20 protein-coding genes are annotated in these 20,488 nt (G+C 73.1%); 11 read left to right on the top strand and 9 right to left on the bottom strand.

What is annotated here, in order from left to right; translation table 11 throughout:
• The first annotated feature begins 110 nt into the window (after positions 1–110).
• The 3 genes from M8J74_RS35930 (at position 111) to M8J74_RS35920 (ending at position 3,646) form a co-directional block, all read left to right on the top strand.
• The gene (locus M8J74_RS35930; RefSeq protein ID WP_058921306.1) at positions 111–485 is read left to right on the top strand and encodes a hypothetical protein; all 375 of its coding nucleotides are present in this window, start codon (positions 111–113) and stop codon (positions 483–485) included.
• Positions 486–539: 54 nt separating this feature from the next.
• Positions 540–1,106 carry an antibiotic biosynthesis monooxygenase gene (locus M8J74_RS35925; RefSeq protein WP_249840443.1) on the top strand — a complete coding sequence of 189 codons (567 nt, stop codon included), beginning with the start codon at positions 540–542 and terminating at the stop codon, positions 1,104–1,106.
• A 116-nt stretch (positions 1,107–1,222) separates the two neighbouring features.
• Positions 1,223–3,646, top strand: a complete 2,424-nt coding sequence (locus tag M8J74_RS35920; protein ID WP_249840442.1) for a SpoIIE family protein phosphatase — start codon at positions 1,223–1,225, stop codon at positions 3,644–3,646.
• Positions 3,647–3,676: 30 nt separating this feature from the next.
• On the opposite strand, the gene M8J74_RS35915 is transcribed toward M8J74_RS35920, so the two are convergent.
• Positions 3,677–4,336 carry a peptidoglycan-binding domain-containing protein gene (locus tag M8J74_RS35915; protein ID WP_249840441.1) on the bottom strand — a complete coding sequence of 220 codons (660 nt, stop codon included), beginning with the start codon at positions 4,334–4,336 and terminating at the stop codon, positions 3,677–3,679.
• Between the two features lie 184 nt (positions 4,337–4,520).
• Between M8J74_RS35915 and M8J74_RS35910 the strand changes: the two genes are divergently transcribed.
• Both M8J74_RS35910 and M8J74_RS35905 read left to right on the top strand, forming a co-directional pair.
• Positions 4,521–5,219, top strand: coding sequence for a TetR family transcriptional regulator (locus M8J74_RS35910; RefSeq protein WP_249840440.1), 699 nt, complete (start codon positions 4,521–4,523; stop codon positions 5,217–5,219).
• 131 nt (positions 5,220–5,350) lie between these two features.
• Positions 5,351–5,761, top strand: coding sequence for a Zn-ribbon domain-containing OB-fold protein (locus M8J74_RS35905; protein WP_058921310.1), 411 nt, complete (start codon positions 5,351–5,353; stop codon positions 5,759–5,761).
• 6 nt (positions 5,762–5,767) lie between these two features.
• Here M8J74_RS35905 and paaI read toward each other — a convergent pair whose 3' ends face one another.
• On the bottom strand, positions 5,768–6,187 hold the full coding sequence (paaI, locus tag M8J74_RS35900) for a hydroxyphenylacetyl-CoA thioesterase PaaI (RefSeq protein WP_249840458.1): 420 nt from the start codon (positions 6,185–6,187) through the stop codon (positions 5,768–5,770).
• 859 nt (positions 6,188–7,046) lie between these two features.
• On the opposite strand from paaI, the gene M8J74_RS35895 reads away from it, so the two are divergent.
• Positions 7,047–9,824: an alpha/beta hydrolase gene (locus M8J74_RS35895; RefSeq protein WP_249840439.1), complete on the top strand. Its 2,778-nt coding sequence runs from the start codon at positions 7,047–7,049 to the stop codon at positions 9,822–9,824.
• 68 nt (positions 9,825–9,892) lie between these two features.
• On the opposite strand, the gene M8J74_RS35890 is transcribed toward M8J74_RS35895, so the two are convergent.
• A complete protein-coding gene (locus M8J74_RS35890; protein ID WP_058921313.1) occupies positions 9,893–10,279 on the bottom strand; it encodes a PPOX class F420-dependent oxidoreductase in 387 nt (128 codons plus the stop codon).
• A gap of 152 nt (positions 10,280–10,431) precedes the next feature.
• Between M8J74_RS35890 and M8J74_RS35885 the strand changes: the two genes are divergently transcribed.
• The 3 genes from M8J74_RS35885 (at position 10,432) to M8J74_RS35875 (ending at position 13,836) form a co-directional block, all read left to right on the top strand.
• On the top strand, positions 10,432–11,457 hold the full coding sequence (locus tag M8J74_RS35885) for a hypothetical protein (protein ID WP_249840457.1): 1,026 nt from the start codon (positions 10,432–10,434) through the stop codon (positions 11,455–11,457).
• Between the two features lie 54 nt (positions 11,458–11,511).
• A complete protein-coding gene (locus M8J74_RS35880) occupies positions 11,512–12,342 on the top strand; it encodes an SAM-dependent methyltransferase (RefSeq protein WP_249840438.1) in 831 nt (276 codons plus the stop codon).
• A gap of 114 nt (positions 12,343–12,456) precedes the next feature.
• Positions 12,457–13,836 (top strand): S1 family peptidase, encoded by a 1,380-nt coding sequence (locus M8J74_RS35875; RefSeq protein WP_249840437.1) that lies wholly within the window; start codon positions 12,457–12,459, stop codon positions 13,834–13,836.
• Between the two features lie 195 nt (positions 13,837–14,031).
• On the opposite strand, the gene M8J74_RS35870 is transcribed toward M8J74_RS35875, so the two are convergent.
• Together M8J74_RS35870 and M8J74_RS35865 are read right to left on the bottom strand one after the other, a co-directional pair.
• Entirely contained in the window at positions 14,032–14,217 is a 186-nt protein-coding gene (locus M8J74_RS35870) for a hypothetical protein (protein WP_058927971.1), read from the bottom strand.
• 100 nt (positions 14,218–14,317) lie between these two features.
• Positions 14,318–15,481 (bottom strand): ROK family transcriptional regulator, encoded by a 1,164-nt coding sequence (locus tag M8J74_RS35865; protein ID WP_249840436.1) that lies wholly within the window; start codon positions 15,479–15,481, stop codon positions 14,318–14,320.
• Positions 15,482–15,644: 163 nt separating this feature from the next.
• On the opposite strand from M8J74_RS35865, the gene M8J74_RS35860 reads away from it, so the two are divergent.
• The gene (locus M8J74_RS35860) at positions 15,645–16,844 is read left to right on the top strand and encodes a Gfo/Idh/MocA family protein (protein ID WP_249840456.1); all 1,200 of its coding nucleotides are present in this window, start codon (positions 15,645–15,647) and stop codon (positions 16,842–16,844) included.
• A gap of 25 nt (positions 16,845–16,869) precedes the next feature.
• On the opposite strand, the gene M8J74_RS35855 is transcribed toward M8J74_RS35860, so the two are convergent.
• Together M8J74_RS35855 and M8J74_RS35850 are read right to left on the bottom strand one after the other, a co-directional pair.
• Complete coding sequence (locus M8J74_RS35855; protein ID WP_058921316.1) at positions 16,870–17,568, bottom strand: L,D-transpeptidase family protein; 699 nt, start codon at positions 17,566–17,568, stop codon at positions 16,870–16,872.
• A gap of 146 nt (positions 17,569–17,714) precedes the next feature.
• Positions 17,715–18,512, bottom strand: a complete 798-nt coding sequence (locus tag M8J74_RS35850) for an SDR family NAD(P)-dependent oxidoreductase (protein ID WP_249840435.1) — start codon at positions 18,510–18,512, stop codon at positions 17,715–17,717.
• A 49-nt stretch (positions 18,513–18,561) separates the two neighbouring features.
• Here M8J74_RS35850 and M8J74_RS35845 point away from each other — a divergent pair, with 49 nt between their 5' ends.
• Positions 18,562–19,098: a hypothetical protein gene (locus M8J74_RS35845; RefSeq protein ID WP_249840434.1), complete on the top strand. Its 537-nt coding sequence runs from the start codon at positions 18,562–18,564 to the stop codon at positions 19,096–19,098.
• Positions 19,099–19,100: 2 nt separating this feature from the next.
• Here M8J74_RS35845 and M8J74_RS35840 read toward each other — a convergent pair whose 3' ends face one another.
• Both M8J74_RS35840 and M8J74_RS35835 read right to left on the bottom strand, forming a co-directional pair.
• Entirely contained in the window at positions 19,101–20,015 is a 915-nt protein-coding gene (locus tag M8J74_RS35840) for an SDR family oxidoreductase (protein ID WP_249840433.1), read from the bottom strand.
• 116 nt (positions 20,016–20,131) lie between these two features.
• On the bottom strand, positions 20,132–20,488 hold a 357-nt coding region (locus tag M8J74_RS35835; RefSeq protein WP_249840432.1), incomplete at its 5' end, for an MBL fold metallo-hydrolase.

The raw sequence follows: 20,488 nt of genomic DNA, 5'->3' as shown, positions 1-20,488 counted from the left end.
GTCCGGGCGGGCCCCGCCTCGCGAGGCCCGTGGCGGCCCCGGTCATCCCCTAGGCCGGGGCCGCCCGCACTCGTCGGACCACCCTTCACGACGCCGCACACCCGGAAGCGATGCTCATGCAACTGACGACCACGCGCCTCAGCCCGGACTGGCCGTGCCAGGTCAAGCAGCCCGGCTCCTACGACTGGGAGCGCTCGGCGGCCAAGTGGCTGCGCGAGCTGGTACCGGCGCGCTACGCCAGCTATCCGGCGCTCATCCGCCACCCCGTGCTGCTCGCCCGTCACGCGCAGATCCAGGTCCAGCAGGAGATCCGGGTGGCCCGCACCGCCCTGCAGACCGCCCGTGCCGATCTCCCCGGCCTCGGCATGCCGGAGTCGGTCATCGAGCACACGATCAAGCTCTACGCGGCGGAAGTGATGCAGCTCCAGCACATCGCCCGCAGCGTCCGCGCCGTCACCCACGCCCTGGTGGAAGCCGGGCGCTGACCGGCACCGGCGCCCGGCGCATGATCCGGGCGACACGTGGCACCCGTGGTGAGCATGAGCACCACCCAACTGCGCCGGGGAGAGCCGGTCACCACCGTCCTCACCTGGCAGGTACGACCCGGCCGGGAGCAGGAGTTCGAGGAGTGGACCCGCGGGATCACCCGCTGCGCCCGGCGCTTTCCGGGCAACGAGGGCGTCTCGTGGCTGCGCCCCGAGGACGGCCACCGCTTCCACGCGGTACTGCGCTGGTCCGACCCCGACCGGCTCACCCGGTGGCTCCGCTCCGCCGAGCGGGCCCAGTGGCACCGGCGGATCGACGGCGTGGCCACCGAGGTCGGCAGCGAACGGCAGTCGACGAGCGGGATGGAGACCTGGTTCAGCCTCCCCGGCACGACCGTGCAGTCCCCGCCGCGGTGGAAGATGGTCCTCACCACGTTCCTCGGCGCCTACCCCTGCACCCTCCTCATCCAGTGGCTGGCCACGCCCCGCACCACGGCCTGGCCGCTGCTCCTGCGGGCGGCCGTCTTCCCGGTGGTGCTCCTGCCGGTGCTGACGTACCTGATCATGCCGCTGCTCAGCCGGTTGCTGCGGCTGTGGCTGTACCGGCGACCGGATGAGTGAGCGCGGTGTGCGCGAGCGGGGACGTCGACGGCCACGGCGTGAGGCGTCCCCTTTCGAGTGAAGTCCGGGCAGGCAAGACCGTGATCGGGCCGAGCTTTGTGTGCGATGCTCGACGCGTGACGAGCGAGCCCGCCACGCCGGCGGATTCCGGTTCCGCCCCGGACACCGTCGCGCTGGCCCAGGTCGTCGCCAGGCAGCGCGCCGAGCTGGACAGACTGCGGGACCTGGCGGCGGTGGCGGCTGTCCTGGAGCGGGCCAAGGGGGCGGTGATGACCCTGACCGGCGCCACTCCGGACGCGGCGGAGGAAGAGCTCCGCCGGCGCGCCAAGGCCGGCCGGCGCACCTTGCTGGAGGAGTGCTGGATCACCCTCGGCACCCTGGCGATGCCGCAGGACGTCCCGGCGGAAAACCGGCCGGCCGCGGCGCGCCGAGCCGATGCCGGCCCCGCCTCCACCGTCCCGCCGTCGCGCAACCCGGCCCCCGACGACGGGAGTTGCGTCGCCCTCGCCGCGCTCGGCAGGGAGCTGGTGCGGATCGCCACACCGCAGGAACTCGCCCAGTGCCTGCTGGAGCAGCTGACCCCCGCGGACACCGACGCGGTCATGATCTACGCGTGGCTGCCCGCCGGGGGACTCGACCTCATCGGGCACGCGGGCATCGAGGAGACGCTGGCCACCCAGTGGCATCACGTCCCGCCGCTGAGCGGGGTCGCCGCACTGGACGCCCTGCGGGCGCGTGAGCCGCGCTGGCTGGAGGACCTCGAGACGGACCGCAGGCGGTATCTGCTGATCGGTGATCCGCCCAGCCGCTGGCCCACCCGCGCCTGGCTGCCCCTGCCCGCGCCCGAGGCGGCGGACGGACGGCACGGCGCCTCGACCGACGTGTGCATCGGCATCCTGCGCTCTCGAAGCGGGCCGTTCTCGCCGGAGCACCGCGACCTTCTGCAGGCGGTGGCCCGCCTCTGCGCCGGACGGCTGCGCGCGTTCGACACCCGCCCCCGGGACACGGTCGACGCCGCCGCGGACTCCGTGCAGGCGGTGTTCGACGCGCTGCCCGGCGCGGCCATGTTCCTGCTGCCGCACGACGCGTCGAAGGGCGTCGAGGACTTCCGCGTCGCCGCCGCCACGGCCCAGGCCGGCGATGTGGTGAGCAGGGCCGGACGCGAGCTGGTCGGCCGCCGGTTCCAGGAGTGCTGCCCGGCACTGGCGGCCGAACCGCCGCTGCGCCGGGGGCTGATGCGGACGCTCACCACCGGGGAGCCGTACGAGAGCGAGCGGTTCGGGCACCAGGAGATCGTGGACGGGATCGCCGAGCTGTCGACCTATTCGGTACGGGCGACCCGTCTGGGCGAGGGGCTGGTCCTCACCTGGGTGCGGCACGGCTCCTCGGACCGCCAGGAGCAGCGGCTGGCGGATCTGCAGCGGCTGGGCAACCTGGGCTGGGCGAGCTGGAACCTGCTCACGCACGAGGTCACCTGGTCCTCGCACGTGTACGCGCTCCTCGGCCGGGACACCGAGTCGGGACCGGTCGCCCTCGGCGACCTGCCGGGCCTCGCGCTGCCCGAGGACGGCTCCGCGCTGGCCCACGCCATCGCGCGGCTCCTGCGGGACGGGCGGCCCTTCGACCTGCCCTTCCGGATCAGGACGACGGCGGGGCTGCGGCATCTGCGCGCCGTCGCCGAGGCGGTGCCGGACTCGCACGGCACCCCCGTCGAGGTGCACGGCGTCATCCAGGACCTCACCGCCCAGCGCAGCGCGGAACTCGCCCTCGTCGAGAGCGAGCGGGCCATCCTCACCCAGCACGACGTGCTGCTGGCCGAGCGGACCCTGGCGGGCCGGCTGCAGGACGCGCTGCTGCCGCTGCCCACCCGGCCGGTCCGGCTGGCCGGGCTGCGGGTCGAGGTCGGCTACCTGCCCGCCCAGTCGGGCATCCATGTGGGCGGCGACTGGTTCAGCGCCATCGAACTCGCGGACGGGGACGCCCTGTTCGTCGTCGGTGACGTCGCCGGCCACGGCATCGACGCGGTGGCCACGATGGCCCAGCTCCGCTTCACCGCCAAGGGCATGGTCATCACCGGATCCTCGCTGACCGGCGCGCTGTCCCGGCTCAACAGGCTGCTGCTGCACTCCCGCGACTCGCACGGCACGGCGACCATGGTCCTCGCCCGCTACGACCGCGCCCGGCGCCGTCTGCTGTGGGCCCAGGCCGGCCATCCGCCGCCGCTGCTGCTGCGCGACGGCGAGGTGCGCTTCCTCGACCGTCCCGCCGGCATGCTGCTCGGGGCGAGCATCGCACCGCGGTTCCAGGAGGCGGAGGTCGACCTCGAACCGGGCGACCGCGTCCTGCTCTACACCGACGGCCTGATCGAGCGGCCCGGAGAGACCCTCGACCGGGGGCTGAAGCGGCTCGCCGAGGGGGTGCTGGCGCACCGCTGCGACGAGGCGGGCCACCTCGGCCCGCTGCTCGCCGAGGTGCTGGCGGGTGAACGGCGCGACGACGTCTGCGTGCTCGACATCCGGGTGCCGGCCGAGCCGGAGTAGCCGGCGGCCACCGGTTCCGGCGCCGCGCCCTCAGCCGGTGGACGCCGTGCGGGACTCCAGTGCCTGCCGGGTGTCGTTGCCGTAGACGCCGGTCTCGTCGCCCCTGATGCCGTACCAGAGCTGGAAGCGGGCCACCGCGGCCCGCAGGGTGGCGTCGTAGACGCCGCTGGTGGCGCCGTCGCGGTAGACGTCGGGGATGCGCAGCAGGCGTTGTTGCAGGTCGGTCACCGCCGGGCCGCTGTCGCCCTCACGCAGGGTGCCCGCGCCGTCGGGATCCCCGGCGGGCGTGGCGGTGGCCGTGGGGGCCGGCTCGGCGGAGGCCGTGGGCGGGGGTGCCTGCGCGCGGGTGTCGTCGCGGTTGCCGGACAGCAGGAGCGCGCCGCCGAAGCCGACCAGGGCGGCCGCGGCGACGGCCACCGCCACGGCGGCACGGCGCAGACCGGGTCCGAAGCCGAACCGGTCGCCGCGCGGCGGGGTGCGGTCGTCGGTGCGGACGGGCGGGAGTTCCTGTGTCTCGCCCTCGTCCCAGGAGTGCGGGTCGGGCACGGTGACGGTCTCCAGGCCGGAACCGCCCTGCTCCATCTCCCGGAACAGTTCGGCCAGGGCGTCGGTGCGGCGCGGGCGCAGTACGCGGATGGGCTCCAGCGGCGGCTGGTCCTGCGGTGACCCGGATGCCGGCGGCGTGGGCACAGTAGGCTCTCCTTCCCTCCCGTGGCGGGTCTGTCCGCCCTTCCCCGAGGAGAGATACGCGGGGGCGGTGCCGGGAGTTCAGCGCCCGGCTCTCGTCGCCCTCCGGGACCCTGCGCAGCACTCAGTTCCCTGTTCGGCCTGCACTGAGTGCCATCTGTGTCCCGAAGGTGCTACTTTCGCGTTCATGAGCACCGAGCCGGCCGCCCCGAAGCCCCCGATGCGGGACGCCCTGGTGGCGGCGGCGTTCCAGCTGTTCCTGGAGCGCGGGTACGAGCAGACGACCGTCGACGACATCGTGGCGCTGGCCGGCGTCGGACGGCGTTCGTTCTTCCGCTACTTCCCGTCCAAGGAGGACGTGGTCTTCCCCGACCACGAGCGCTGCCTGGCCGACATGACGGCGTTTCTCGCCGAGAGCTCCGACGACGAGCCCGTGCGGCGGGTGTGCGACGCGGTCCGCATCGTGCTGCGGATGTACACCGAGAACCCGACCTTCTCCGTGCAGCGCTACCGGCTGACCAAGCAGGTGCCGGGGCTGCGCGCGTACGAGCTGTCGGTGGTGTGGCGCTACGAGCGGGCCTTCGCTGACTATCTGCGCGACCGCCTCGCGGGCCGTCCCGACGGGACGCTGCGGGCCGACGTGGTCGCGGCGGCCGTGGCGGCGGCGCACAACAACGCGCTGCGGTCCTGGCTGCGTTCGGACGGGGAGGGTGACGCGAGTGCCGCGCTGGACCACGCGCTGGGGTATGTGCAGCAGGCCTTCGCAGGGCCCCGGGCGCCGCACGGCGAGGAGGAGCCCGAGGACGTGGTGGTGATCGTCTCCCGGCGCGGCGCGCCGATGTGGCGGGTGGTCAGGGAGATCGAGAGCACCCTCGAACAGGACTGACCGGCCACCCCCATATTGAGGGTACGCAGTGCCTTTACGTATGACACTCAGTGCCATACATTGATGCCGTGCACGGTGGCACGGCGAACCGCGCACGTGGGATTCCGGCCGAGCGCAGGGAGTTGACCAGCGTGTACCACCACTCAGGAACCGTCGTCCGGCAGGCGGGCGGCTCGGCGGGCGTCCTCGACACCGCGCCGCGGGACTCGGACGCCATCCTCTTCCAGCGCTGCACCTGGTGCGGCACCGCCATGTACCACCGTCTGCTGTGCCCGGTGTGCCAGGGCAGCGACCTGAGGACGGAGCGCAGCGAGGGCGTCGGCACGGTCCGCCACTCCACGACGGTGCACCGCAACACCCCTGCCGCCCGCAATGTGTCGCTGGTCGAGATGGCCGAGGGGTTCGTCGTCCGCGGCCGGGTGATGGGCCCGCCGATCGGCATCCACAGCGGCGACCGGGTCCGGCTGTCCACGGCCAAGGACCCGGTCCGCGGCGAGCCGGTGTTCCAGCTGGTCGACGAGCCCTTCCGCGCCTGGACCTGACCGGAATCAGTCCGGCGCGGACCGCAGGGTGCGGCTGCGGCCCCGGAACTCGGCGACCACCTCGTCGCCGCGCCGCACGGTGACGTCGTAGATCCCGCTGCGGCCGAAGCCCACCCGCTCGGCCGCCTCGGCGGTCAGTACGTCCCCCTCGCGCGCGGACGCCACGAAGTCGATGTCGGCGGCGGCCGCGACCGTGACGGGGCCGTGGCTGTTGCAGGCGCAGGCGAACGCGGTGTCGGCGAGCAGGAACACACAGCCGCCGTGGGCGATGCCGTGGCCGTTGACCATGTCCGCCGTCACGGTCATCCGCACCACGGCGCTTCCCTCGGCGATGTCCACCAGCTCGACGCCCAGGGCCCGCGCGGCACGGTCCGCGTCGAACATGCGCCGGGCCGCCTCGCTCGCGCCGTCCTCTTTCCGCGTCATCGCTCCCACAGTCCAGGTATCGGGTCCCGCACAGGCCACGGGCTCTCCGGTCCAGCGACGCCGGTCGGCCGCGAGCCCCGCGGGAAGCGTCGGGATGCCGTAGCGCTCCTTCGCCGTCGCGTGCCCGGCGGCGCCGCCCCGGCCGGCCCGCGTCGACGGGCCGAACAGCGCGTCGAGCATACGGGCTCTCCCCCGCCGTCCGCCTCGGGCGGCGGACCGAGCGGGCAGTTGGTCCTGTCCCGACGGACACGGGTGCATGCCCGCCGCACGGCCGCAGCGCAAGCCACACGGGCGCATGTGTGCCGACGCGCACGGACGCACGCCCGCCACACGGCCGCAGCGCAAGCCACACGGACGCACGTCTGCCGCACGACCTCGGCGCGAGCCACACGGGTGCACGCCCGCCGCACGACCGCAGCGCAAGCCACACGGGCGCATGTGTGCCGACGCGCACGGACGCACGCCCGCCACACGGCCGCAGCGCAAGCCACACGGACGCACGTCTGCCGCACGACCTCGGCGCGAGCCACACGGGTGCACGCCCGCCGCACGACCGCAGCGCAAGCCACACGGGCGCATGTGTGCCGACGCGCACGGACGCACGCCCGCCACACGGCCGCAGCACGAGCCACACGAACCCACGCCCGCCGCACGGCCTCGGCGCGAGCCACACGGGCGCATGTGTGCCGACGCGCACGGACGCATGCCCGCCGCGCGGGCTTGGCCTGATCGCATCACCGGGCCCCGATGACATCACCGGCCACAGGCAACCCACAGCTTCCCCTCCCCGTCCTCCGGGTCACGAGGCGCCCCGCCCGACCAACGGGGTGCTCGCGACCGGTACTTGAGGAGGAACACCTTGATCCGTGCCCGGCGAATAGGGGCGACCGCCGCGGTGGTGCTCGCGGTGGCGGGGGGATCGCCAGGACTGGCGCAGGCGGCACCGCCGCCCGCTGCCGGTCCGCACACGGCGGTGGCAGACGACGGCGGCCTCCCGCCCGGCTGGCGGATCGCCGGCCGGGGCGGGGAACGGCAGTTGGTGTGGCGCTCGGCCGCGCCCGTGCCCATGGGGGACGCGCGCGTCGACTTCTACGCGGGCGACCGGCTGCTCGGCCACCCGAAGGCCGCGCAGGACGGCCGCACCTTCCGGCTGGACCTCGAACGCATCCGTTCCGCAGGCGAGTTGAAGGCCCTCGAGGTCCGTGCCGGCGGGCGCGAACTGGACGCCGCGGGCCGTGCGAAGGCTCCCGAGGCCCGGCCCGAGGCAGCCGCCCCGCAGCCGCCCGCACCGCTCCCGGCGAACTCCGTGGACCCCGGCAAGCCGGGCCAGTACCGCACGGCCACCGGCGAGTACGACCTCGCCCCGGTCAAGCTGCCCGACTTCCCCCAGCCCGTCGAGATGAAGGCCGTGGTGGTCGCCCCCGAGGGCGCCACCGGCAGCCGGCCGCTCGCGCTGTTCCTGCACGGACGCCACGCGACCTGCTACAAGGGCGACGACGCCGGCGGCGAGTGGCCGTGCCCGGCGGGCACCAAGCCGATCCCCAGCTACCGCGGCTATCTGCGCGACCAGCGCCTGCTCGCGTCGCAGGGCTATGTGACCGTCTCCATCTCCGCCAACGGCGTCAACGGCCAGGACTGGGCGGCCGAGGACGGCGGGGCGCAGGCCCGCTCCTCCCTGATCCGGCAGCACCTGGCCCGTTGGGCCGACTGGGCCGCCCACCCGAGCACGGCCCCCGCGGTCGTGCGCCGGGCACCGAAGGCGGACCTGTCACGGGTCCTGCTCGTCGGCCACTCGCGCGGCGGTGAGGGCGTGAACCGGGCCGCGATGGACAGCCTCTCTCCCCCGCCCGCCGCGCAGGACGGTTACCGCGGCCCGGTCCGCTGGCACATCCGGGGCACCGTGCTGATCGGACCGACGATCTTCGGCCAGAATCCGGTCGCGGACGTGCCGTCGGCGACGATCCTGCCGGGCTGCGACGGCGACGTCTCCGACCTGCAGGGCGAGGTCTACGTCGACGGCACCCGGGGCGTCAGCCGCGGCAAGGCGCTGCACGGCGCGGTGTACGTGATCGGCGCCGACCACAACTTCTTCAACTCCGAGTGGACTCCGGGGCAGTCCGAGGCCCCCTCGGAGGACGACTTCTACACCGACCCCCAGCACCCGGACCCGGTGTGCGCCCGGGGGACCGCGACCCGGCTGACGGCCGACCGGCAGCACAAGGCCGGCAGTGTCTACATCGCGGCGGCGGCCCGGCTGTTCGTCGCCGGTGACGACCGCGTGCGGCCGCTGCTCGACGGCACGGGCCGGCGGGCGCCGTCGGCCGACCCGGCGCGGGTGCTGACGCACGCGGTCGGCGCCCACCGCGCCGGCGGCTTCCTGCCGGACGGCCCTCTGTCGGTGACCGGCGGACGGCTGTGCTCGGCCGTGGACCCGGACGTGCACGTGGCCTGCCTGGGGCCCGGCGCCAAGGGCGCCTCGCCGCACTTCGCGCAGTGGGAGACGGACCGCGAGACCGGCCGTCGCGCCGTCGCGCTGAGCTGGTCGGCGGCCGGATCGGCGGTGCGGGTGCGCCCCGGCACCCCGGTCGGGCTCAAGGGGGCCGAGGACCTCGCGCTGCGGGTGATCGTGCCGCCGAACTCCACCGGCGCCAAGCTGGACGTGTCCGTCACCGACACCCACGGGCGGCGGGCCATGCTCGGCGGCGTCCGGATCGACGGACTGCCGGGCACCGAGCAGACCGCCTCCTACTGGGCGCGTGAGGTCCGTGTGCCGCTGACGGCCGCGACCCGGGCGGGTGTGGACCTGAGGCACGTCAAGTCCCTTGCCCTGACGCCCCGTTCGACCAGGGGCAAGGCCTGGCTGATGGACGCCTGGGGCTGGCGCCCGGGCACCCCCGCGGTGCGGGAGGCAGCGCTGCCGCGCGTCGACGTCGGCCGGACGACGGTCAAGGAGGGCGACTCCGGCGTGCGCACCTACCGGGTGCCGGTGCGGGTGGCCGGGCCGGGCAGCGGCCAGGTCCGGGTGTACGTCGTGGACCCGGTCACCGGCCGGGCGAAGGACCGTCTGGTGACGGTGCGCCCGGGCGGCCACGACATCGACGTCCCCGTCCAGGTGAAGGGCAACACGCGCTTCTCGTACGACGTGCAGAACGACGTGCTGGTCAAGGCCGTGCACGGTGCCGTCGTCGGCTCCTACCGGGGCGGGGTCACCGTGCAGAACGACGACCCGATGCCCGCGGTCTCCGTGACCCCGCTCGCGGACCGGGTGACCGAGGGCGGCGCCCTGAAGTGGAAGGTGTCGCTGTCGGCGGCCGCGGACGTGGACCTCGCGGAGTACTTCGTCGTCACGCCGGTGACCGGTGGCCCGGAGCTGTCCACGAAGGACGTCGATCCGCACTGGCTGGCGGACTCCTCCGGTGAGGAGCCCGATCCCGAGCGCCCGCTGTCCTCGATCAGGTACCTGGCCCTGGCGGCCGACGTCCCGGCCGGGAAGCTGACCGCCCAGGTGGAGCTGCCGACGGTCAAGGACCAGGTGGCGGAGCAGGCCGAGTCGGTGCGCTTCCAGCTCGCCGACGACAACGGCGACCCGCTGCCCGGCGGGCCGGTGCTCGCGGGCACGGTGCTCGACGCGCCGTAGGCCCGGTCCACGGGTGACGGCCGCGCTGCCCCCCTCCCTTGCGAGGGGGCAGCGCGGCCGTACGCGTGTCAGGGCTTGAGGGTCACGCGGATGCCGACGGTGCCGTCCTGGCCGCGGCGCAGCCGGCTGCCGAGGAGGGTGAGGCGGCCCACGATGCCGTACTTGCGGGCGATGAGGTCGCGGTAGCGGGCCACGGTCTCCCCGTCGGTGATCTCGGCGGTCGCCGGGATCTGCGCGCCGGTGGGGTGACCGCGCAGGTCACAGGGGCCGACGAGGACGTCGCCGCGGGCCCGGATGCGCTTGACCTTCCAGGAGTCCGCGGTGGTCCACACGCCGAGGCCGTCCCCGTCGCGCACCACCCACACCGGGGTGGCGACGGGGGTGCCGTTCTTGCGGTAACTGGTGACCAGCAGATACTTGCCCTCGCCCAGCCGCTCCAGCGCCGTGTCGTCCATGACAGAAGTCTAGGCACCCCCGGGCTCGCGGAGAAGATCGCGAAGGCGCCGGCGGCCGGCCCTGCCGTCATGGGCGCACGGCCGCCGCCATCCGCCGTACCGCCTCCTCGATGACCGCTGATGCACCGGGTGTGTCGTGCGCGATCCTGTTCATGGGGCACGAGACAGGGGGCTGTGGTGTGACCTGGAACGACCTGGAAGTCGGGTGCGACGAGTCGGGGTCGGACGGCGAGAACCTCACCGGCGGCAACACCGACGTGTTCGCGCACGCCAGTGTGCGACTGCCGGTCGACGCCGCGGCCGGGTACCTGCGCGAGGTACGGGACCGGATCCGCTCGCCCGCCGAGGAGTACAAGGCCAACCACCTGCTGCGGGAGAAGCACCGGGCGGTGCTGGAGTGGCTGCTCGCCCCCGGAGGGCCGCTGCACGGGACGGCCCATGTGCACCTGACGGAGAAGGCGTTCTTCGTCGTGGACCGGACCGCCGACCTGCTGCTCGGCGACGGCGGCGAGGCCCTGCCGCTGTACCGCGAGGGGCGGCGGACGCTCGGCGAGGAGCACTGGCGGGAGTTCCTCCAGGCGGCCAACCGGCTGTTGCGGGTGCGCAACGACGGGGAACCCTCCGAACCCGCCGAGCGGTTCTTCCGCACCGTCGACGCGCTGCGGCGGGCGCACGCGGGTACGCGGGCCGCGGCGGTGCTGGGACGGCTGGCGGCGGCGCGTTCCCGCGCGGACGCCTACCGCGCCCGGATCGACGCGGGGCCCACGCTGGTTCCGGTGCTCAACCCGCTGCTGCCCGCGATCGTCGCCACGGCCGCGTACTGGAGCGCGGGCGGGCGGCGCGTCCGCCTGGTGCACGACCGGCAGAACATGCTGACGCCGGAGCGCATCGCCTGGATCGAGGAGACCGCCCGGCGCTCCGGCATCCGGCTCGCCGAGCTGCGGCTCGTGGTCGCGCGGGAGGACCCGCGGGTGCAGCTCGCCGACTTCCTCGCCGGGATCGCCCGCAAGATCGCCGACGACGAGCTCGGCGGACGGGCGGACCCGGCGCTGACCGCGCTGTTGCGCCCGTACGTGGACGCGGCGTCGGTATGGGGCGAGGACGTGGCGCGGGCGCTGCTCGGGAGCGCCGGTGCGACCTGCCCCGAACCCTCGGCAGACATCAACTCGGCCGTCTAGATTGCCTCTTGCGGTGCGCCCACCGCACCACCAGGCACTCCAGGAGCTGAGCCCGTGACGGAGAACCCGGCAGCCACCGACGATCCGGCCGCGGCCCTGCGCAGACGCATCGACACCCTGCGCCCGCACACGGCCCGGATCTGGAACTACTGGCTGGGCGGCGGGGACTACTACGAGGTCGACCGGGTGGCCGGCGACCGCATCCGGGAACTGCACCCGGGCATCGGCGAGTACGCCCGCGCCGACCGGCTCTTCCTCGGCCGCGCCGTGCGCCATCTCGTCACCGACACGGGGATACGGCAGTTCCTCGACATCGGTACCGGGCTGCCCACCGCCGACAACACGCACGAGGTCGCCCAGCGGCTCGCCCCCGCGTCACGGATCGTCTACGTCGACAACGACCCCATGGTCCTGGCCCACGCCCGCGCCCTGCTCACCAGCGCGCCCGAGGGGCGCACCGACCACCTGGACGAGGACCTGCGCAACGTCGACGCGGTCCTGGAGCGCGCCGCCCGCACCCTGGACCTGAGCCGTCCCGTCGCCCTGCTGCTGCTCGGCGTGGTCATCTTCGTCGGCGACGACGAGGACCCGTACGGCATCGTGCGCAGGTTCATGGACGCCCTGCCGGCCGGCAGCCATCTGGTGCTGTCCCACACCGTCACGAGCCCGGCGCTGCCGGAGGTGGACGAGGCGGTCCGGTTCTGGAACGAGCACGGCACCCCGAGGCTGACCCAGCGCACCCCCGAGGACGTGATCCGTTTCTTCGACGGGCTGGAGCTGCTGGAGCCGGGGGTGGTGACGTGCTCGCGCTGGCGGCCGGACACCCCGGACGGGAACCCGCCGGACGAGGTGGGGATCTACGGCGGGGTGGGCCGCAAACGCTAGAAGATCGTCCGCGCGCTGAACGCGGGCGCCTCCCGGCCCGTATGGGAAGAGGGCGCTCAACGACCGGAGTGCCTCGCGGCGTTGACGCCGCGCGTTCTGGTTCGGGAGCCATGCATGAGGCACGCACGACGACGGATCGTCCGGCGAGTGACGCGACTGGCGGCCGTCGGCGGACTCCTTGTGGGAGGCGCCATGGTGACGCAGGCCGCCATGGCGAGCGAACCGTCCGGCACCTCGGCCGTGCCGTTCGCCGCCGCGGACTCCGCCTCCGGCACCGGCGCCTCGCTGATCTCGCGGCTCGGCACCGCGCGCACGGCGGGTACGTGGATCGACTCGGCGGGACGCACGGTCGTCGCCGTGACCGACGAGAAGGCCGCCGCCCAGGTGGAGCGGGCGGGCGCGAAGGCGAAGATGGTCGGCCACAGCATGAACGAGCTGAAGGCGGCCACCAGGACGCTGCGCTCGGCGCCCCGCGTGGCCGGGACCGCCTGGGTCATGGACTACCGGACGAACCGGATCGTGGTGCAGGCCGACAGCACCGTCTCCGCCTCCGACTGGTCGAGCATGACGAAGGTGGCCTCCGGCATCGGCGGGTTCGTCCAGATGCAGCGCGCCCAGGGCAGGTTCACCACCCGGCTCAACGGGGCGCAGCCGATCCTGTCCACGGGCGGGCGCTGCTCGGCGGGCTTCAACGTGACCAACGGGCAGAGCGACTTCATCCTCACCGCCGGGCACTGCGGGCCCAAGGGCTCGACGTGGTTCGCGGACAACCAGGGCAACCAGCAGCTCGGCACGACGGTTCAGTCGAACTTCCCCGGCAACGACTTCTCGCTGGTCCAGTACGCGAGCGGTTCGGCGGGCCAGGGTGCCGACATCGTCGCCATCGGCAACGGCAACGGCGTGCGCATCACGGGCGTGGCCGACGCGGCGGTGGGGCAGCGGGTGTTCCGCAGCGGCAGCACCAGCGGGCTGCACGACGGCGAGGTCAAGGGGCTGGACGCGACGGTCAACTACCCGGAGGGCACGGTGACCGGGCTGATCGAGACGAACGTGTGCGCCGAACCCGGCGACAGCGGCGGCCCGTTGTTCTCCGACGGCATCGCGCTGGGCGTGACCTCGGGAGGCAGCGGCGACTGCACGACGGGCGGCACGACGTTCTTCCAGCCGCTGACCAAGGCGATGCAGGCGCTCGGCGTCCAGCTGATCGTGTCCAAGCAGGCGGCCGCCGGGCAGGGCGGCTCGCCGACGCCGGCGCCGTCGGCGTCCTCGATGCACAGCTCGATCGCGCCGGGCGCCGCCTCGCCCGGTTCCTCGGCACCCGCCACGGGCGTCGCCGGCGAGACCCTGCTGGCGCGGCTCACCGACCCGCAGAACATCGGCCCCGGCATGCTGGTCGTCGGCGGCAGCCTGATCGCCCTGGTGGCCACCCGCTACTTCCGCGAGGAACAGGACCGCAAGGCGTACCGGCGCTACTACTCGGCGACCTGGAGCTAGGCGGCCGCTTCCGGCGAAGGCGTCCGGGCGGTCGCCGAGGGCGCGGTGACGGCGGCATGCCGAAACCGGCGGGACAGTATCCCGCCGGTGGTATGCCGTGGAGGGCGGCCGAGGCCAGTGCGAGGAGAGGGCCCATCGGACCGGGGTGCCCCGGTCCGGCGCCGGGATTCCCGGCGGACTGCGGTCAGGTGCGGCTCAGGCCGCCGGCACGGGCTGCGTGGCCGCGGCGGCCCACTCCAGCACGAGGCGCTGGTACTCCTCGCGCTGCTCGCCCGTCAGTGTCCCGCCGGACCGGAGCCACAGGGCCCGGATCTCCTCGTTGACCTCGGCCGCCGAGCGTTCGGAAGCCGGTTCAACAGTGGTGGACATGCTGTGAAGCATAGAGCCCCAGGGGTGAAGGCGTTGTGAGTAATAACGAAGGAAACGGGCATATCGGACCGTGTCGCTGATCACGTCCATCTGCCCGGCCCCACGGGGGAGTTCAGATGATCTCCGCTGCCCCGAGGACCAGCACCTGGATCGCCAGAACCGCGGCGCCACGGGCCCAGTCGTGAAAATCGGACACCTTCGTCTCCAGGTCGACCGGGGCCGCACGCGGGTGGCGCCGGGCGTCGATCGTCCGCCGTACCGTGTCCCCCGCCACATCCATCAGCCCCACCCCCTCCCCGGCGAGCAGGATCTTCTGGGGCATCACGAAGTTGGAGATCTGGGCGAGCAGGACGCCGAGGGCGCGGGCCGCCTCGTCGACGACCCGGGCCGGCATGGGCTCACCGGCGGCGGCCCGGTGCAGGATCTCCTCGTAGGCCAGATCGCGCCCGGTGGCGGCGGCGACCTGGTACCGGATGTTGGGGATGGCCAGCAGGGAGACGGCGCTGCCGCGCTCGCCGGTGGGGGTGAGCGGGCCGTGGGGGTCGATGATCCAGTGGCGCCCGAAGCCGCGGTCCTCCTCGGCGTTCGGCACCCGGCGCCCGCCCAGGACGAGCCCGTAGCCGATGCCGGCGCCGATGGTCAGGACGACGAAGCGGTCGAGGCCGCGGCCGGCGCCGAACCAGGTCTCGGCCTCCACCAGCGCGGCGACGTCGTTCTCGACGACGACCGGCAGCCCCGTCCGCTCCTCCACGAGATCGGCGAGCGGGACGTCGTTCCAGCGCAGGAAGAGCGACTCCGCCACCACGGAACGGCCCTCCACCAGGCCGCCCACGCCGATGCCGATGCCGGCCGGGCCCGGATGGGCGGCGGCGAGCTCGTCGGTCATCTCGGCGAGGAGATCGGCGACTTCGCCGGGTTCGTGCGTGGTCAGCGGGCGGTCGTGGCGCGCGACGATGTCGCTGCGCAGGGTGGTGACGACGCCGTAGACCATGTCCTCGGTGATCTTGAAGCCGATGAAGGAGCGGGACTCCGCGACGACGTCGAGCGGCTGCGAGGGGCGCCCCTGGCGCACCTCCGGCGGCGCGCCCGCCTCGGCGACCTCGACCAGCAGCCCGGACTCGATCAGGGGCTTGGTCAGCCGGGTGAGGCTGCCCGCGGACAGGCCCAGGCGACGGGCGAGCTCGGTGCGCGACAGCGGGCCGTTGACGAGCACCTCGATCGCCACCGAGCGCTCTCCTGGACTCAGCGGAAGCCAACTCGCGGCAACTGTGGTCATGGAGGTCATACTCCCCCATCCATTTCTTTCGCCATGGAATCAATGTCACGGGATCGTAGCGCTCGGGGAAGCCCGAAAGTGAAGAACGCGCAGCTCTTGACGCCTTGATTATTCCATGACGAAAGTAAGTGGACCGCTTCGACCAGTGAAGGGCATGTCCTCCATGACGTTCTCGCTCGGCATCGTCGGCGCCGGCCAGTTCTCCGGCCAGTTCGCCACGCTGTTCCAGGCCCACCCCGGCGTCAGCGACGTCTACGTCACCGACCTCCTGCCCGACCGGGCCGAACGACTCGCCGCCGCGCAGGGGCTGGCGGGCACCTTCCCCTCGTACCAGGCGATGCTGGAGTCGGAGGCCGTCGACGCGGTCGCCCTCTTCACCCAGCGCTGGACCCACGGACCGCTGGTCCTGCAGGGCCTGAACGCGGGCAAGCACGTGTACTCCGCGGTCCCCATGGCGATCACCACCGAGGAGATCGCCGCCATCGTCGACGCGGTCCGGGCGACCGGGCTGACGTACATGATGGGCGAGACCAGCCAGTACAACCCGGCGACCGTGCACGCCCGCAACCAGATCGCCGAGGGCGCCTTCGGGCGGCTCTTCTACGCCGAGGGCGACTACGTCCACGACATGGATCTCGGCTTCTACGACGCCTACCGGTACAGCGGCGGCGAGAACTGGAAGCAGACCGCCAGCTATCCCCCGCTGCTGTACCCGACGCACTCCGTGGGCGGGGTGCTCGGCGCCTGGCAGACGCACGCGGTGAGCGTGTCGGCGATCGGTGTCGTCGACGAGCGCGGCGACGGCGTCTTCGACAAGGACGTCAGCCAGTTCGGCAACGACTTCTCCAACGCGACCGCGCTGTTCGAGGTGGCGGGCGGGGGTTCGTTCCGTACGAACGAGTTCCGGCGGGTGGGCTACCCCTCCCACATCCGGGAGTCGCGTTTCCGGTTCTTCGGCACGGAGGCGAGCATGGAGCAGCTCGCCACGGTGGCGCTGTGGCAGGACAAGAAGGGCGTGAAGGACATCAGCGAGCTGCTGGAGCCCAAGCCCACCCTGTCACCCGACGACCCCTCGCTGCGGCACATCGCGCCGGAGCTGCGGGCCGCCTTCACGTCCGGTTCGGCGCCCGTGCACGACCGGGCGCGGCTGCCGAGGGTCTTCGACCATCTGCACAACGGTCACGAGGGCAGCCACCACTTCCTCGTCGACGACTTCGTCACGGCCGTCAACACCCGGTCGCTGCCGTCGGTGAACGCGTGGGTGGCGGCCCGCTACACCCTGCCGGGCATCGTCGCGCACGAGTCCGCGCGGCAGGGAGGCGTACGGCTGGAGATCCCGGACTTCGGCGACGCGCCGCAGTAGCGGGACGCCGGGGCCGGGTGCCCGCTCAGGTGCCCGGCTTGCGGCCGTAGACGAAGACGTCGTCGCCCGTCTTCAGCAGCGACCAGTACTTCTTGGCGGTCGTCGGGGTCATGTTGACGCAGCCGTGCGAGCCCGGCGGGTTCCACATGCTGAGGTTCACCGAGTGGAAGGCCTGGCCGCCGTCGAAGAACTGGCTGTAGGGCATCGGCACGTTGTAGATGTTCGACACGTGGTCGATGTCACGCCAGTAGATCTTCTTCAGCCCGGTGCGGGTCTCGTAGCCGTCACGGCCGGTACGGACCGGGACGGGGCCGTAGACGAGCCTGCTGCCGTCCTGGATCCAGCTGAGCTGGAGGGTGAGGTTCACGCAGGCGATGCGGCCCTTGTTCGTCGGGCACTTGCCGTCCTTGTTGGGGTTGTTCCCGACGGCCTTCTGCTTGTTCATGAGATCCATCACGCCCCAGGTGACGGACCCGGCGTAGCCGATGTTCGGCGTGATGCCGTGCTTGGTCTGGAAGGCCTTGATGGCCTTGCAGTCACTGGTGGACTGCTTGCCGTCGACCGGCAGGCCGAGGAACTTCTCCACCTGCTTCTGGTACGGGCCGGTCGAGGTGGTGCAGCTCGTCGACGCCTGGGCCGAACCGCTGCCCAGAACGAGTGTGAGCGGTGCCACCAGTCCGGTGATCCCGAGTACGACGGCTCCCCGTCTGCGTATGTCCCCCATGGCCGGCCTTGCCTCTCGTGTGGTGTGGTCTTCTGATTCGTGGTGTCTGCAAGCTAGACCGGCGTGCCCAGCGATCGGTTGCAGGGATCGTCCACGATGCGACGAAACGGTGACATTCGCAGTGCCCCAGCTCACAGGGTGAGTTCTCAGACATCGCGATGCTGCCCGGTCGCCCGCAGGAACCCCGTGTTGACGGCGGTGAGACCACCGTCGACCGTGAGCGCGGTCCCGGTGATCCAGGACGCGTCGCGCGAGGCGAGGAAGGCGACGGCGGCGGCGATGTCCTCCGGCTCACCGACCCGGCCGAGCGGGTACAGCGTACGCATCGCGTCCAGTTCCTCGTCCCGGCCCTCCCAGGCGGAGGTGCGCACGGTGCCCGGCATCACGAGGTTGACACGCACGCCCCGGGCCGCGACGTGCGCGGCCATGGTGCGGGTGAGGGAGATCAGGCCCGCCTTGGCCGCGCTGTAGGCGTGGTTGCCGAAGTCCTGCACGGCGTTCACGGAGCCGACGGTGACGACCGCGCCGCGGCCGGAGGCGGCCAGGTGCGGCAGCGCGGCCCGGCAGCACCGGTAGGCGCCGGTGAGGGTGATGTCGAGGTCGCGCGCCCACCCTTCGTCGGTGCCGTCCTCGAACAGCGGGGTGTCCGGGGTGCAGTGCGCCGCGCAGTTCACCAGGACGTCCAGCGTGCCGAAGGCATCGACGGCGTGGGCCACGGCCGCCTCCACCGCCACCCGGTCGCCGACGTCGCACGCCAACGCGTCGGTGTGCAGGCCCTGTTCGCCCAGCGCCGTCGCGGTCCTCGCGGCCTCGGAGCCGTCCGTGTCGGTCAGCAGGACGCGCGCGCCCTCCTCGGCCAGCCGCCGGGCGATCGCGGCGCCGATGCCACGGGCGGCGCCGGTGACCAGAACTCCGTGTCCGGCGAAGCGCTTTGAGTCAGCCATGGGCCGAACCTACTCCCGGAACGATCTCCAGGGCAGATAGCGTGCGCGCATGTCCGTGTTCCTGCAGCAACTCCCCGCGCTGATCGGTGTGGTGATCGGCGCGCTCGGCTCCTACCTGGCCGTGGTGCGCGGCGATCAGGCCCGGTTCCGGCGGGAGCGGGAGGCCCGTTGGGAGGAGCGGCGGCTTGCGGTGTACGCCGACTACGCGCGGGTGCTGAAGAAGGCCGTCACGCTGGCCTACCGGGTGGCGTCCCATCTCGGCAACGATCCGCACCCCCACCCCCTGCCTCCCGAGGAGGCGGCTCCGCTGATCGCCGAGGCCGCGACGGCCCGGGACGCGGCCGGGGAGGCGCTGCTCCTGCTCGGCAGCCCGGAGGTGGTGGAGAGGGCGCGCGACTGGGTCACCTGTGTGATGGAGATGGAGCGGTTCCTGCGCGCGGAGACCCGCGATCCGGCGGCCTGGCAGGCCCTGCTGGAACGGCAGCGGGCCGGGCGGCAGGCGTACTACGCGGCGGTGCGGCGGGACCTGGCGCTGCCACCCGGTCACTCCGCGCGCTGGCCGCTGCCGCCGGCACCGCACCCCTGATCTCAGCGGTAGCCGGTGGTGTCCGCCGGCTTGCCCGCGTCCTGGACGTCGACGAGATAGCGCCAGGCGTCCGGCCGGCTGCCGTCGAGGTCGGTGAATCCGTAGACCTGCGCGAGGCCGCCGCTGGAGAGGGACGCGCCGTTCCAGCGCGAGACGTCCGGGTCGGCGGCGAGGGCGGCGACGGCGCGGCCCACGTAGCGGGGGGTCTCCGAGATCGCGAAGTGGGGGACGTCGGTGAGGGCGTCGCGCCAGTTGTCCTCACGGACGCCGAAGTGGTCGAGCATGATCTCCGACCGCATCCAGCCGGGCGTCAGCGCGAGGGCGGTGGCGCCGCGCGGGCCGAGTTCGTGGCCGAGGGCGAAGGCCATGCGCAGGACGGACGCCTTGGCGAGGTCGTAGAAGAAGGACACCCGGTAGGTGTCGCGGTTGTACTCGGCGGTGCCGTCGGTGACCTCCACGACCAGCCCGCCGGGCCGGCGCAGCAGCAGGGGCAGGGCGTGGTGGCTGGTGATCGCGTGGGTCTCGACCGCGAGCCGCAGCAGCCTCAGGCCCTTGTCGAGGTCGTGCTCCCAGACCGGGCGATCCCACTCGAAGAGGGTCTCGCCGCCCCAGATGTCGTTGACGAGGACGTCGAGGCGGCCCTGCTCTCCGGCGATCCGGTCGACGAGGGCGCGGACCTGGACGGGGTCGAGGTGGTCGGTGGGTACGGCGATGCCGTGGCCGCCGGCCGCGGTGACCAGGTCGGCGGTGTCCTCGACGGTCTCGGGGCGGTCGTACTCGGAGCGCCGTGCGCGGGTGCTGCGTCCGGTGACGTAGACGGTGGCACCGGCGGTGCCGAGCTCCACCGCGATCCCGCGTCCCGCTCCGCGGGTCGCCCCGGCGACCAGCGCGACCTTTCCCTCGAGTGCTGCGGACATGTCCGGCCTCCCGTTTCCCTCGGATGTCGTCACGGTTCGAGGGTGCCGGGGAAGCCGGACATCTTCTGTCGCCTTTTGCCGCCGGTTCCGGTGATCACCCGGTCGGCGCAGGGGGCTCAGTGGCCGCGGTCGATCCACTCCTGGAGGTGGGGTGCCTCGGCGCCGATGGTGGTGGGGTCGCCGTGGCCGGTGAGGACCCTGGTCTCGGGCGGCAGGGTGAGCAGCCGGTCGCGGATGGAGTCGATGATCGTCGGGAAGTGGGACCAGGAGCGGCCCGTGGCGCCGGGACCGCCCTTGAAGAGCGTGTCGCCGGTGAAGACGACTCCCAGCCCGGGGTCGTGCAGACAGACGGCGCCCGGCGCGTGCCCGGGGGTGTGCAGGACGGTGAGGTCGGCTCCGGCGGCCTCGATGACCTGGCCGTCGAGCAGATGCGCGTCGGGGTCGCGGTGGGGGTGGGTCTGCTTCCACAGGGG

It is taken from the genome of Streptomyces panaciradicis (assembly GCF_023516615.1).
Taxonomy (GTDB): domain Bacteria; phylum Actinomycetota; class Actinomycetes; order Streptomycetales; family Streptomycetaceae; genus Streptomyces; species Streptomyces panaciradicis.
The sequence above is the reverse complement of the archived record's forward strand: the minus strand, read 5'-3'. Positions and strand labels throughout refer to the sequence as shown.